Origin of the sequence: Paraburkholderia dinghuensis (assembly GCF_003837865.1) — a bacterium.
Classification (GTDB): domain Bacteria; phylum Pseudomonadota; class Gammaproteobacteria; order Burkholderiales; family Burkholderiaceae; genus Paraburkholderia; species Paraburkholderia dinghuensis.
On the sequence record NZ_RQIS01000007.1, the window covers coordinates 122451 to 136007 of the forward strand.

Consider the following 13557-nt stretch of genomic DNA (forward strand, 5'->3'; position numbering starts at 1 on the left):
CGCGGATCGCAGTCCGTGCGGCACTGTGTTTTCCGGAAGATGGCGTCGTGGTGCTTCACCACTAACGCGACGCCCGCGTTGCGCGGGCATGTGCCCACCTTCATCGGCAATGCAAAGCGGAGTGATGCGGTCGTCGCACCGAGCCCGACCGCCTCCGTGCGTTACTGCGCCTGCGTCTGAGTCTGCGTCTGCTCCCATCCGCCGCCAAGCGACAGGAACAGCTTCACCTGATCGATCGCCACCTGGCCCTCCACCGCTGCAACTTGTGCTCGCGAGGACGTCAGCGTGCGGGTGGCGTCGAGGTCCGAGAGGAACGAGTCGCGTCCCGCGGCATAGAGCCGGTGCGTCTCATCGGCGGACTCCTTCGCCGTTGCGTACGCCGCGCGCAGCGCCTCGGCGCGCTGGTCGTCGGCGGCATAGGCCGCAAGGTTCGTCTGCGTTTCGCGCAGCGCGTTGAGCACGACGCCGTCGAAGTGAGCGAGCGCGCCGTTCGTCGCCGCTTCGGCTTCGCGCACGCGTGCGCGCTGACCATTGATCGGAAACGACCAACTGATCAGGGGTCCGAATGACCAGTGATTGGTCGCCGGCGTGAACAGGTCCTCCGCGACGCCGAGCGTCCCGACCCCCGCGCCGATGCTGATCGACGGATAAAGCGCCGCTGTCGCCACGCCGATGCGCGCAGTCGATGCCGCAAGCTGGCGCTCGGCCGCACGCACGTCAGGGCGGCGCTTGAGCAGTGCTGTGCCGTCGCCGACCGGGATCGGCTGCGTGAGCTTCGGCAGGCGCGCGCACGTGAGCGCGCCTTGCGGCAGGTCGGCGGGCGAGCGCGCGAGCAGCATCGCAAGCTGGTATTGCGCGATGCGGCGGCGGCCCTCGAAGCGGGGGATGTCGGCAGCGATCGTCTGGACCTGGGTCAGGCCGCGCGTCACGTCGGGTTGGTTGCCACGGCCCGCGTCGCGCAGCCGTTTCGTGAGCGCAACGCGTTCTTGCGTCAGCTTCAGCGAATCCCGTGCGATGGCGAGTTCTTCACCGGCCGAGCACGATTCGACGTAAGCCTGCACGACGTCCGCGACAACGGTGATGCGTGCGAGATCGGCTGCGGCCAGCACGGCGTCGTCGTCGGCGCGTGCCGCTTCCACGCCGCGCCGCAGCTTGCCGAACAGGTCGATCTCGTACGAGATGTTCACGCCGAGCGCGCCTTCGTTGACGACAGGCACTTTGCTGAAGAGCAGGAACTGTTCCGCCGATTCCTGCGCACGCTCGAAGGCAGCACTTGCGCCGCCGGAGAATCCGCCCTGTTCGGTCGCGACCTGAACCGCCGCGCGTGAGCGCGCGAGATTCGCGGCCGCCACGCGCAGGGACGTGTTCGACTGCAGCGCGTCATGCACGAGCGTGTCGAGCACCGGATCGTCGTAGAGACGCCACCAGTCGACAGGCATGTCGCCTGACGCGACAGGGGCGTTCTGCGCGCCCGCGATCGGCCCCTGCGCCAGTGGGGCGTTGACGAGCGCGTCGTCCGGCATTTTGTAATTCGGACCGACGGTCATGCACGCGCCGAGCGCGAGCACCATCGGCGCGAGCGCGAACGCGCGCCAGCTACGGCGGCGTGTCATTGCGAGGCTCCTGCGGCGCTGGCGCCTTGCTTGCCGGCTGCCGCCGCACCGCTTGCACCACTCGCACCGTTCACTGCTGCTGCACCGGCTGCGGCCCGGTTGTTCTCGTTTCCGGACACGCGCACCGCAACGGTCGCCGTGCGGCCGGCGATCATACGGAAGTCCTCGGGCACTTCGTCGAGCGCTACGCGCACCGGAATGCGCTGCGCGAGCCGCACCCAGCTGAATGCGGGGTTCACGTTTGGCAGCAGATTCTGGCTTTGCGTGCGGTCGCGGTCTTCGATTGCGGCGACGATGCTCAGCACATGGCCGCGCAGCGCATGCGGCTCGCCCATCACCGTGATGTCCACGGGCTCGCCGATATGGATGCCGCGCAGCTTCGTTTCCTCAAAGTAGCCTTCCACGCGAAACGAGTGCATGTCCACGACGGACAGCACCGGACGGCCCGACGACACGTATTCGCCCACACGCGGCGCGCGATCGTTCAGGTAGCCGTCGACGGGACTCACGATCGTCGTGCGCTGCAGATTCAGGCGCGCGGTGTCGACCTGGACCTGCGCGTCCGCGACGGTGGCCTCGCCTTGTTCGACGCGCGTGCGGCTCTCTTCGATCGTCTCGCTGGCGACGAGATTGCCGAGCGAGCGATTGCGGGCGTACTCGCGCTTCGCCTGGGCGAGCGTCGCCTGACGTTGTTCGAGTGCGGCCTGCGCGAGCCGCAGCGTCAGCGCGTAGCGCGCCTGGTCGATCACGAACAGCACCTGGCCTTGCTTGACCTGCTGGTTGTCCGTCACTTTCACGGCGGTGATGAGTCCGCCCACGTCGGGCGCGACCTGGATTACGTCGGCGCGCACGCGCCCGTCGCGTGTCCACGGCGAGAACATGTAGTAGTTGACGATGCGCCACAGCACGATGCCGGCGACCACGACGACGATGAGTGTCAGCAGGATCTTGCCTGCGGAGAACAGAGTCTTTTTCACGTTAATTTGGCATGTAGCGATGCGAGACGACGATGACGGCAGCCAGCACGAAGACGTAGATGCCGAGATCAAAAACAGAACGGTGCCAGACGAACCGGTAGAAGCCGATCAGTGTGAGCACCTTGCGGACCACGATGTTGATGAGGTACGCGATCAGCATTAGCACGAGCACGGTCGGCACGAACACGCCGAAGATATCGATTTCGCCGATCATGGTGCGAGCCTCGAAAGAAGAACGGAAATACAGGGGCTCATGCCTTGGCCTCCCCAGAGAGTTCGGGCGGCTGTGCGCCGGCGTGCGGAAAGAGCGAGAGCCGCAGGCCCACCAGTGCGTGCCGCGTGTCGCGCAGCCAGCGCTGTGAGGCGCCGATGTGTTGCGGTTCCCCGGCGGGCGTGGGTGCCTCGGGTGCAGGGTGCGTCGCGATGAAGTCGCGCGAAGCACCGGCAATGCGGCCGAGCGCGTCGTCGATGGTGTCGCGCAGCGCCTGCGGTGCATTCTGGCGCTCGCTGGCCTCGGCGCACTGCGCGTAGTGGGCGCTGACGCCTGCCAGCACGCGGTCGACGGCCGCGGACATGTCGCCGCTGAGCTTGTGGCGCGAGCGGCGCAGATCGAGCGCATTGAGTGCGATGCGCAGATCGCGGAAGCTCTCTATCGAAGGTTGACGATGCTCGTCCGAGGCGGCAAGGCGCGGGATCAACTGCATGAGGCGGTCGAGCATGCGCGAGGCGAAGTTGCGCTGGTCGGCGATCGGCGTTGAGGACGCCGAGAGCGCGACGTCCTGCCAGCTCGAACGCAAGAGCCGCTTCGCTGCGAGTTCGGCGCCGAAGGGGCGCGCCACGCGCGTCCAGACGAACGCGAAAAGCAGGCCCGCGACGCCCGCGAGATTGCTGTTCAGGAATACGAGGAAGTCGGCCTCGTAAGCGCCCTGGATGCTGATGAAGGTGGCCGTGTTCACGGCGACGAGCATCGTCACCATGTTGAACTGCGGGCGCGGAATCAGCGTGCCGACCAGAATGAACGGCACCGCGAAAATGACGATGAGCAACTCGAAGTCGTGGACGTGCGGCAGCACCACGAACACATAGAGGCCCGCGAACACCACGCTCGCGCAGGTGGCGAGGAAGAAGCGGAACACCATGGGCGCCGGTTCGTCGAGCGCCGCGAAGAAGCAGCACGCCACCGCCGCGAGCGAGACCGCGCCTGCACCGTCATGCCAGCCCGAGCTGATCCACAACATGCATGCGACGATAATCGCGCTCACCGGCACGAGGCACGAAATGAGCATCATCCCGCGGTCGAAGAATCGTTCGGTGCCGCCGAGACGCCAGTGGCGATAGCGGGGCCGCCACGTGCCCGCCTCGTGCGCAATGAGCGCGCGCAGCGCCCGGCAGTCCTGCCAGACGTCGATCACCTGACGAAGCCGCCACAACGCATTCGAGAACAGCGCGCCTTCCCAGCCTGTTATCAACTCGCGCGCGGGCTGCAAGGCGGCGATGCGCTCGCGCAGGCGATCGGCCACGGGGTCGCCCGCGTCGTCGTGCATGTCGGCTGCGCGCGTCGGCAGCGGCGCGTCGAACCATTTCGCGGTGTCGGCGAGCAGCGCGTCAAGGCCTGCGGGGCGCACCTGAAGATCGCGCATCAGCGCGATCAACGGATCGGCAAGCGCGGAGATCATCGGCAGGAAGAGCAGCATGCGGCCGCGCAGCGCTTCGGCGCGCTTGAGGATTTCCGGATGCGTGTGGTCGTACGCCAGTTGGCTCAACAGGAATTCGAGGCCGTAGACCGTGCTCGCGAGCCGCTGGCGAATGGCGGAAAGCCCCGTGCCCGCGAGGTGGCCCGACAACGTTTCGCGGCCGTAGAGCGCCGCGTCGCGGAACCACATGTCGGCGCGTTCGACGATCGTGGGGGCGAGACGGCTCGGCAGCACCACGCTGCCCACCACGCTCGCGCAGACGATGCCGAGCGTGATTTCCTGCGTTCGCGCGATGGCCACGTCGAAAATGGTGGTGGGATCGGTGACCGTAGGCAGCGCGATGAGCGGCATCGTATAGCCCGCGAGCATGAACACGTAACTGCGCGCGGTCCGGTCGGACATCGCGAAGTAGAGCAGCGTGCCGGTCCACACCGCGACGATCACGCTGAACGTGAAGGGCATTTCGACGAAGGGCGGCACGAGCATGACAGCGGCGAATGCGCCGAGCGCCGTGCCGAGTGCGCGATAGAGCGCCTTCGAGCGCGTCGCGCCGACGAACGGATTCGACACGATATAGACGCTCGCCATCGCCCAGTACGGACGCGGCAGCTCGAAATAGAGCGCGAGATAGAGCGCGAGCATCGCTGCGGCGAATGTTTTCACCGAGAACAGCCAGTCGCGCAGGGAGGGGTAGGTCATGGCGCCGTTCACTCGCGGGATGCCGGGTTGAACGGGTCGGCCGCGTTGGACGTGTTGAATGCGTTCAGCACGCGCAGCGTCGCTTCGAGGTCGGCGCGCGTCACGCCCTTGAGCACGCGCTCGCGCAGCGCGCGCAGTTCGTCCTCCATTTTCGCCGTGACGGCGCGGCCTTCGCTGGTCAGCGAGATGGTTTTCGCGCGGCGGTCCTCGGGATCTTCGTCGCGGCGCACGAGGCCCGCGGCGCAGAGCTGGTCGAGCAGGCGCACGAGCGACGGCCCTTCGATGCCGACATGTTCGGCGAGCGTAACCTGGTGCACCGCTTCGCCGAGCCGGCTCGCGGTGAGCAACGGCGCCGCGCAGGCTTCCGAGACGTTATAGGCGGAAAGTGCGCCGTGCGTGGTCCGACGCCACTTGCGCGCGGCGACGACGAGCGTACTGCTGACGGCACGACGTAAAGTATGAAGATTAGACATCGGCGGGATGATAGCCCAGAGCGATTCGGTAGCAAACTATCTTTTCTGGCTGACGACGCGATCATCGGATGGTATTCGAGTCAGCCTTCGCGCGCTTCGCAGGTGAGCAACGCGCTTTTACTAGCGTGTTTTACGAGCGTTTTGCGCCGGTCATGCAGCGCCTCCGTGCGTGCCCCAGCGTGCGAGCAGAGCAGGCAGATCGGCCATGTCCCCGAAGACGTGCGCGACGCCCGCTTCGCGCAGCGCCGCGGCGCTGCTGTGGCCCGGTCCGGACGGGCTGTAGCCGAACACGGTCGCGCCCGCGGCGAGACCCGCGCGCGCCGGTCACCGTGTCCTCGATCACCGCGCAGCGCGCGGGCGCGACACGCAGGCCGGCCGCCGCGGCGAGATAGACATCCGGGTGCGGCTTGCTGCGCGGCATTTCGTGGCCGCTGTAGATGTGGGTGTCGAAGCAGTCGAGGAGGTCCACCTTGCGCAGTTGCAGTTCCACCTTGCGACGGTCCGCGCCCGAGGCGACCGCGATGCGCCCGCCCAGCGCCGCATGCACGGCGCGCACGGCGGCGGGGGCGCCCGGAATTTCGACGAGATCGCGCGCGAGGGCTTCGTTGCGTCGCTCGCGAAAGTGCTCGAGCCAGGCGTCGTCGATCATCACGCCCGTGTGGGCCTCGATGCGCGCCGCCTCGTCCTTGACCATTTTCCCGACGAAAATATCCATCGCGTCCTCGACGGAGATCGTCCAGCCCAGCTCGCCCAGCATCTGCACGAGCACGACGTGCGTGATGCGTTCGGAGTCGACCAGTACGCCGTCGCAGTCGAAGAGCACGGCATCGAAGGGAATGTGGGACATCGTCTGTGTGGAGTAGCTGGGTGTGGCACGGGGTTGGGGGCGCCCGTGTTACGCAAGAGCGCGATGATAGCCTGACAGCGTGCAACGCGTGGCGCTCGCCGGCAAATGGGGCTTGGTGGTGGCGGTGGAAGGAAATTGAAAGTTTGTATTCCGTTCTGGCGATAAGTCTGCACGCCCGGAAATTGTCGGGTTCGTGCGTTTGCCGCTGTGGGGTGGTCTGGTGTGCGCCGTGCCGGGCTCACTGTAAGCCACGTCCGGCCCGCACAGTTTCAGCGAAGCCTGGAACAAAGCCCGGAAAACGACGGACAATAGCGTTCCCGCGAAATTCCGCCACGCACAAACCCCCGATGCCCGCCGACAAGCCAATTCCCAGCGCCGACTCTAAAGAGCTTCCAGGCCGCGCGAACTACACGCAGTTCGCGGACCGCTACGCGCAACGCGTGCCGGAGAAGCCGCATAACGCCCTTTACGAGCGTCCGGCCACGGCCGCACTCCTCGGCGATGTGGCGGGCCAGACGGTGCTCGATGCCGGATGCGGCCCGGGCATTCTCAGCGCGATGCTGGCGGCGCAAGGGGCGCGCGTCCATGCATTCGACGTGACGCCCGCGATGGTCGAACTCGCGCAGGCGCACTGCCTGGGGTTACCCGTCGAAATCACGACCGGCAACCTGGGCCAGCCGCTCGACTGGCTAGCGGACGAAACGTTCGACTGTATCGTCTGTTCGCTCGCGCTGGACTATGTTGAGACACTCGCGCCGACCTTCGCGGAATTTCACCGCGTGGCGAAGCCGGGCGCGCTGCTGGTTTTCTCGATGGCGCACCCGATGCGCGACTGGATCGACACACGCACGCGCGGTTCGCGCAGCTACTTCGAGACGACGCGTTTTGGCCTGCACTGGGGCGGTTTCGGTGAGCCGAAACCCTACATTGAAGCGTTCCGGCGGCCGCTGGCGGAGATCGTCAATGGATTGACGGAAAACGGCTGGATACTCGATCGGCTGGTCGAGCCGAGACCGTTGCCGGAGATGAAGTCGGTGGCGCCCGCGCTCTATGCCGAACTGGAGCAGTCGCCCGCGTTTATCTGCGTACGCGCGCGGCGCGCGTGAGACCCGCGCGCCGCATTCGTAGCGGTCTTTAACGCCGCGTCTCGCGCGCGCCGGCCAAAAGCGATTCTTCGAGCGCCGCAACGCCGGCAGGCAGATCGACCTTCGCGCCCAGATCGCGGATCGTGCGGCCGAGCGCATGCACGGTGCGGAACAGGTTATGTTCGCGGCACTGCTCGCCCATCTGGCCGATACGAACGATCGGCAGGCCGAACGATCCGGAGATTTCAACCTGATACTGCTGCGAAATGCGATCGCACACGTCGTGTGGTGTGAGGCCTTGCGGGAGCCTGATGCCTACGACGGAGTTCAGTCGGCAGTCCTCGGGCGTGTAGAGCGCGAGGCCGAGCGCGCTTACGGCGCTTTGCAGCGCAAGCGAGCAGCGTTGATGGCGGGCGAAGCGTTTTTCCAGCGTTTCCACGCACACGAGCCGCAATGCTTCGTGCAGCGCGAGCACACCGGACACCGGCGCCGTGTAGTGATAGCCCGCCTTGTGCCAGAAATTCTCGGCGAGCGTAGCGTCGAGGCACCAGTGCGTGTTCGGTACGGTGCGCGTGCGCACGCGCTCCCACGCGGCATCTGAAAACGCGATCAGCGAAACGCCAGGAATCGACGAGAGCCCTTTCTGGCCACCCGTGATCACCACGTCGATACCCCAGGCGTCCATGTCCAGCGGCATCGTGCTCAGCGTGCAGACCGCATCGACGACGACCAGCGCGCCGACTGATTTCGCGACCTGCACGATTTCCCTGATCTGCCGGTTCCATACCGTGTTCGAGGTCTCGCCGTGGACGACCGTGACGACCTCGGGCCGCGTGCGCTCGATGGCCTGCGCCAGCGCTTCGAGCGAGGCGATTTCGCGGTCGGGCACGTCGAACGTCGTGACGTCGGCCCCGACGCGCCGCGCCATTTCGGCCATGCGACTGCTGAAGAAGCCGTTTGCAATCGAAAGCACACGCGTTCCAGGCCACGCGAGATTCGACACAGCCATTTCCATGGCGGCGGATCCCGGTCCCGCCACGCCGAGCACCCAGTTAGAGCGCGTCTGGAACACGTAGCGCGCCATCTCCTTCACCTGGTGAATCACGCGTGCCATCGTGTCGCCGAGGTGATTGATCACCACCGAGTTCGCCTGGGCGACCGCAGCCGGAATGGGCACGGGGCCGGCGCCCATCATCAGGAGCGGCTCGTCGGGCAGGATGCCGTCGAGCGACTCGACGACCGGGCAGGGGACCGGTGCCGCTTGCACGGAAGGCGTAGCGATGGAGTCGGGGTGGAGCGGGGTGTCGTTCATGTGGGTACCTGTTTGCGGCGGATTTCGCGAAAGGTGCGGGCGCGATGGCGAAAATACAGTGTCTTCCCGGATGTATACATCTGACCATATACAGTTGCGGCGAGTTTGGCCGAACAGTAGTGTGGCTTTGCGCCGCGTCGTGTCCGTGCCGATTTCGGCATCATTTCTGGCGCCGGGCTTGCGGTGGCGCTCGTCGGCCGCTTTGCGCCGATCCTGCATTTCGGGGGTATCCGATGTCGGGCGTCGAATTCGGGAGCGCGAAGGACAGTCGCCGCTGGCGTACGGAAATCCTCGCCACGCGGCCCCGGTTATCGGACAATGCACCATTTTCAAGACGACTCCCGGACTCCGGGCCATGACTTCATGAAGCCGCTTTTCTTCTCCGCGCCGGGCGCGTTGCTGGCCCTGATGCTGGCCGTTGGTGTTCCCGCATCGGCCGAGGCGCTGACCCATACGCCTGTGTCGCACAGGGCAGCCACACTCGATCAGAACGCACCGGCGTTTGCCGTTGCCAGCGTGCATGCCATCGCCGGGACATGGAACCCGCGCGAGATGATGACGCGGGCCGCGCCCGAAATCATGACGCCATTCGTGCAACAGGAATTGCCGAACGCCTACGCGCGCCTGAACGCGAAACTAGGCAAGCTCACGACCCTGAGCGCGCCGGTCAGCGACAACGGCCCGCCGCTGCCGGGCAAGGACCCGATGGCGAACCCCATGCCGGTCACGGTGCCGGTGCCGCGCGACGGCATGGTTCAACGCTATCTGTTCAATGCGCAATTCCAGGCGGGCGCGCCGGCGCGCATCGAGATCGTGCTGCGATATCGCGAGAAATGGCAGATCGTCGGTCTGCATGTCGACTCGCCGATGTTGCATTGATCAAAAGAAAGGGGCCGTGCATGACGCGGCCCCCGGTGTTTTTATTGGATCCGATGGCCAGTCACGGACCGGCCACGCAGGACTTTAGATCATCGATCACACGCTTGATCGTGCCGATCACCTGGCCCGGCGTAATCATCCGCGAGCACTCGAACTGACGCTCCGTACCCGCACCGCGCGGGCACCACAGGTAGTTCTTGTTGTCGAACTCGACGGTCATGTCGTTCCAGCAACTGTTGCAGGCGTGGTAGTTGATCACGCGGTAGGGCGTATCGAACTCATTCTGTGGATGCGTGAAGCCGCTGATCATGACGACCGGCGTGCCGACTGCCCAGGCGAGCCATGACAGGCCGCTGCTCAGGCCGACGAAGAATTCCGCGTGCATCAGCAGGCTCGCGCGTTCTTGCAGTGGCCGGTTGCCGGTGAAGTCTTCGGCGCCGTGCGGGATGTGATTCCAGTGCATCCCTTCGCCCGCCGTGGCATCGCGGTCGATGCAGAGCACACGGTAGCCCTGGGCCTTGAGGAACTTGACCGTCTCGTACCAGCCCGACGGGTTGTTCCAGTACTTGCACTGCGAGGACGCTTGCGCGGCGATGCACACATACGGTTCGGCAATACACCGAGCGGTATCGCGAACGCCGATGCGCGGGCGGCACTCCTTTGCAGGCAGGCCCAGTAGCGTGGCGATGGTCCGTTGCAGGCCGCTCAGGCGAAAGTCGACGGGCTGGTGCGTGCGATCCGTACTCGGGAAGAAGATGCCGAGAAAGTAGCTCGCGTAGAAGCCACTGGCCGCCGCGTCCTCGTCCTCGGGCCGGATGTAATGCAGATCGGGATAGGCATCGGCGAACAGCGACCACAGCTCCGGCCCCATCGACAGATACATCTCGCAGCCATGGCGTTTGCGGAATTCGTCGACGTACGGGAACCAGGCGAGCACATCGCCGATGGTCGAGACCGGCAGGCGTGCGTAGATCTTGCGGCCGCGCGCGGCGTAGTCGTGCTCGAATACGAGCTGGCACTCGCGGAATACCTCAATTCGGAAGTTGACGAAGTAACGCTTGGTGCTGGTGACCATCGCATCGACGACTTCGTTGTCGTACAGCACGACATCGGCGTCGCGGTCGAGCAGGCGTACGCGCGCGCGGCCCTCGACCTTGACGCGGCAACCATAGTTGAAGTCGTAAAGTACCCCCGGTGCACCCTCGAACAACGGGGCGCCGAGCTGCACGAACGGCTGGTTGGCGAGATTCACGGCGACGGTGCCGGCCGCCTTCGCAGCGGCACCGTCACGAGCGGATGAAACGCTCATCGAAATACCATCACTCACTGTTGCGCGGGAACCTGCTGGCTCGGGATCGACTCAGGCCACATCTGGCCCGGGAACGGCGAGTTGATTGCGTTGCCATTGACATCGGTATTACCCGGGATGTTTGCGAAAGCCTTCGTGCAATCCACGGTCGCGGCGGCGTTGAATGCACTGCTGCCCGTCACGTTCACATTGCTGGTACCGTTCAGCGCCATCAGACCCAGGTTGTTGCTCACGTTGTTGCCGAGCATGATCCTGGCATCGGACGCCTGTACCGGATTGACCGGCGGCTGGTCGGCCACCACGTTGTTCAGCGTGATGCCGAGCGGGTTCACGATGGTCGTGGCCGGCGCGCCGGTCCAGCCTGCCGCGACGGCAGCCGGCGTAGCAAGCGTCGCCGAGTTGAAGCCCGTGAGCGTCCAGTTCGCCGCGCTCAGTTCATGCACACCATTGACGTTGATATTCTGATAACTCGGCAGCACACCCTGATTCGGCCCGACATCGTACGACGAGAAGATGTAGATCGCGTTCTGCGGCGAAGCATCGTATGTGCTCGGCATCGGGTTGCCCTGCATGCACACGTTCGTGTAGTTGACGTTCGACACGAGACCGCCTTGACCCCAGTCCGTCTTGATGCGGATGCCGTTGTCCGTGTAGTCGAGTGCCAGGTCATAGACGTTGATGTTCGACACGCTCGGGTACAGCGTCTGCGTCGCGTAAGTCTGGTTGGTGGCCGACCAGGCGCCCTTGGTCTGATACGCAGCGGTGCCGGTGGTGTAGCTCATTGGTGTCGTCTGGGCCATCACCGTCGCGCTCGGCATGCCGATGGCCGGTCCCCCCGAGGTCTGGCTGCCGATCGACATGCCATGGCCGTAGAAGAAGTGATCGTGCGCGAAGATCAGGTTGTAGACCGCGCCATCGGCCTTCGTGTAGCCGGTGCCGCTCGCGTTGGGCGTGTCCACGCAGCCCGAGCCGCCCGACGAGCCATCGAGACCGCACGGTCCGTCGCTGCTGCTTTCGCCCTTGATGGCGACGTTGTCGTCGGTGTCGCTGATGTACGAGTACGCCAGCACGATATTGCTCACGTCGCCGTTGAAGCTGCCGAGCGAGCCGCTATAACCGCCCGCGAAGGCAGGCGCGGCCGGCGTGCTCGACGACGTTGCGCCCTTGTTGCCCGGATCGAGACCATCGGTGTTTTTCACCGATGCGTAGTCGTAGTAGGCGCCCCAGTAGTTCTGTTTCTGGGTGTAGTCGTTACTCGGCGTGAAGATTTTCAGGCCCCAGGCTGTGAAGCCATTGACCCCGGTCGGCGAGATATGGATCTTCGGCGCGTTCTGCAGCGTGATGTTGTAGAGCGTGAAGTTGTAGCCGTACTGCGGCCACACGATACGTGGATTGTTCTGGTCTTCGCCGCTCAGTGCTTCGTTGCCTTCCCAGCCGAGATCCCACCAGCTCATGGCGGTGCCGTCGGCACGGGTCAGGAGTGCCGGAAACAGATAATTGCCCGCCGGCGTCGTCAAGGTCTTGCCCGCGAGCAGCGAGAACAGCGGCTGGCCGCCCTGTCCGTCGATCACGCCCGGTCCCATCACGGCGTTGTTGCTCGTGTAGACCTTGGACGGTTTCATCGCCGGGCCGGTAAAGATCACGTTGCTGATCAGCGGATTGCAGCCGTCGTCGTTCGGGTAGATCTGACCGCAGAAATAGGTCGGGCCGCTGCCGCTCGTACCTCCGGCACTCGTCGGATCGGCGCCGTAGCCGTAGGAGGCGGGCGTCAACGTTGCAGTCTGAGTGCCGCCCGCACCCACGACGTACGTGTTCGCACCCTGTTGCGTGCTGTTCGGCGTGCCGTACAACGTGCCGCCCGGCGAGCTGTAGCTCGACGCCTTGTAGGCCGTCGCCGATTCGTACAGCACCGGATCGCGCGACGCGAACAACGTCACGCCCTGGTCGATCACGAGCGTCACACCGCCCGGCATCGACAGCGGGCCGGTCACATAGGCCGTCTGCCCGTTCGCGCCCTTCGACAACTCGACCACCGTGTTGGTCGCGATGTCATTTGCGTTGTCGTAGGCATTCGCCGCATTCGCGCACGCGTACAACGCCTGCTGGATACGCGCGGTGTCCGGCGCGGTCGGATAGCCATCGGGCACGTTAAGGCCATTCGCCGCCAGTGCGACTTCGGTCGTGCCGCTCTTCGTCCCGAGGCCGAGCACGGTGGGAATTGTGGTGCTGTTGGCCGCCCATGTCGTCGACGTGCTCCAGGCCGTCACGCCCAGAGTCGAATCGCCGTTGGCCAGCGTTACGTCGACGTTGGTCGAGCCGCCCGGTGCGTACGTCGGGATCGCCGGGCTGCCCGACGAGTAGTATTTGGCCGACAACTGGCACCCGCTTGCTGCGGCCGCCGGTTGGGGGGGCTGGTACTGCTGCAGCGCCGCGTCGGACGGATTCAGGCCGACCCGGTATGCGACCGCGGGCGTACCTGTTGCCGGATAAGCCGCCGCCGAACCACCAGGGTTCGACGACGATCCGCCGCCGCACGCGGCGAGCAGCAAGGCCAGCAAGCCTGCTGCCGTGGTTTTATGGGGATATCTGATCAATTCGGTCTCCAAACGAAATCTTTTTGTGGGCGGTAACGGACCAATGGCGGGTCGGCGCCGGCCCGCTCATCACGC

At 65.3% G+C, this 13557-nt stretch carries 10 protein-coding genes and 1 pseudogene; 2 read left to right on the top strand and 9 right to left on the bottom strand.

The window, feature by feature from the left end; translation table 11 throughout:
* Positions 1 to 161: 161 nt before the first annotated feature.
* From D1Y85_RS11455 to D1Y85_RS11480, 6 genes and pseudogenes are all read right to left on the bottom strand, one after another.
* A complete protein-coding gene (locus tag D1Y85_RS11455) occupies positions 162 to 1613 on the bottom strand; it encodes an efflux transporter outer membrane subunit (protein ID WP_124151168.1) in 1452 nt (483 codons plus the stop codon).
* Entirely contained in the window at positions 1610 to 2590 is a 981-nt protein-coding gene (locus tag D1Y85_RS11460; RefSeq protein WP_124151169.1) for an efflux RND transporter periplasmic adaptor subunit, read from the bottom strand. The genes D1Y85_RS11455 and D1Y85_RS11460 overlap by 4 nt, the downstream gene beginning before the upstream one ends.
* A 1-nt stretch (position 2591) precedes the next feature.
* A complete protein-coding gene (locus tag D1Y85_RS11465; protein WP_124151170.1) occupies positions 2592 to 2804 on the bottom strand; it encodes a DUF1656 domain-containing protein in 213 nt (70 codons plus the stop codon).
* 37 nt (positions 2805 to 2841) lie between these two features.
* Positions 2842 to 4983: an FUSC family protein gene (locus D1Y85_RS11470; protein WP_124151171.1), complete on the bottom strand. Its 2142-nt coding sequence runs from the start codon at positions 4981 to 4983 to the stop codon at positions 2842 to 2844.
* Between the two features lie 8 nt (positions 4984 to 4991).
* Entirely contained in the window at positions 4992 to 5456 is a 465-nt protein-coding gene (locus D1Y85_RS11475; protein ID WP_124151172.1) for a MarR family winged helix-turn-helix transcriptional regulator, read from the bottom strand.
* 150 nt (positions 5457 to 5606) lie between these two features.
* Positions 5607 to 6303, bottom strand: a pseudogene (locus tag D1Y85_RS11480) (HAD family hydrolase).
* A gap of 347 nt (positions 6304 to 6650) precedes the next feature.
* On the opposite strand from D1Y85_RS11480, the gene D1Y85_RS11485 reads away from it, so the two are divergent.
* Positions 6651 to 7409: a class I SAM-dependent DNA methyltransferase gene (locus tag D1Y85_RS11485; protein ID WP_124151173.1), complete on the top strand. Its 759-nt coding sequence runs from the start codon at positions 6651 to 6653 to the stop codon at positions 7407 to 7409.
* A gap of 28 nt (positions 7410 to 7437) precedes the next feature.
* Here D1Y85_RS11485 and D1Y85_RS11490 read toward each other — a convergent pair whose 3' ends face one another.
* Entirely contained in the window at positions 7438 to 8700 is a 1263-nt protein-coding gene (locus D1Y85_RS11490; protein WP_124151174.1) for a pyridoxal-phosphate-dependent aminotransferase family protein, read from the bottom strand.
* A 183-nt stretch (positions 8701 to 8883) separates the two neighbouring features.
* Here D1Y85_RS11490 and D1Y85_RS11495 point away from each other — a divergent pair, with 183 nt between their 5' ends.
* A complete protein-coding gene (locus D1Y85_RS11495; RefSeq protein WP_124151175.1) occupies positions 8884 to 9579 on the top strand; it encodes a hypothetical protein in 696 nt (231 codons plus the stop codon).
* Between the two features lie 61 nt (positions 9580 to 9640).
* On the opposite strand, the gene D1Y85_RS11500 is transcribed toward D1Y85_RS11495, so the two are convergent.
* Together D1Y85_RS11500 and D1Y85_RS11505 are read right to left on the bottom strand one after the other, a co-directional pair.
* Positions 9641 to 10888, bottom strand: coding sequence for an autotransporter strand-loop-strand O-heptosyltransferase (locus tag D1Y85_RS11500; RefSeq protein WP_124151176.1), 1248 nt, complete (start codon positions 10886 to 10888; stop codon positions 9641 to 9643).
* 14 nt (positions 10889 to 10902) lie between these two features.
* On the bottom strand, positions 10903 to 13482 hold the full coding sequence (locus D1Y85_RS11505) for a glycosyl hydrolase family 28 protein (RefSeq protein ID WP_124151177.1): 2580 nt from the start codon (positions 13480 to 13482) through the stop codon (positions 10903 to 10905).
* Between the last annotated feature and the right edge of the window lie 75 nt (positions 13483 to 13557).

Bases quoted from the DNA above. Each gene is read 5' to 3' on its own strand.
- D1Y85_RS11485 (WP_124151173.1), top strand. From the start codon at position 6,651: ATGCCCGCCGACAAGCCAATTCCCAGCGCCGACTCTAAAGAGCTTCCA.
- D1Y85_RS11490 (WP_124151174.1), bottom strand. From the start codon at position 8,700: ATGAACGACACCCCGCTCCACCCCGACTCCATCGCTACGCCTTCCGTG.
- D1Y85_RS11500 (WP_124151176.1), bottom strand. From the start codon at position 10,888: ATGAGCGTTTCATCCGCTCGTGACGGTGCCGCTGCGAAGGCGGCCGGC.
- D1Y85_RS11455 (WP_124151168.1), bottom strand. From the start codon at position 1,613: ATGACACGCCGCCGTAGCTGGCGCGCGTTCGCGCTCGCGCCGATGGTG.
- D1Y85_RS11470 (WP_124151171.1), bottom strand. From the start codon at position 4,983: ATGACCTACCCCTCCCTGCGCGACTGGCTGTTCTCGGTGAAAACATTC.
- D1Y85_RS11465 (WP_124151170.1), bottom strand. From the start codon at position 2,804: ATGATCGGCGAAATCGATATCTTCGGCGTGTTCGTGCCGACCGTGCTC.
- D1Y85_RS11475 (WP_124151172.1), bottom strand. From the start codon at position 5,456: ATGTCTAATCTTCATACTTTACGTCGTGCCGTCAGCAGTACGCTCGTC.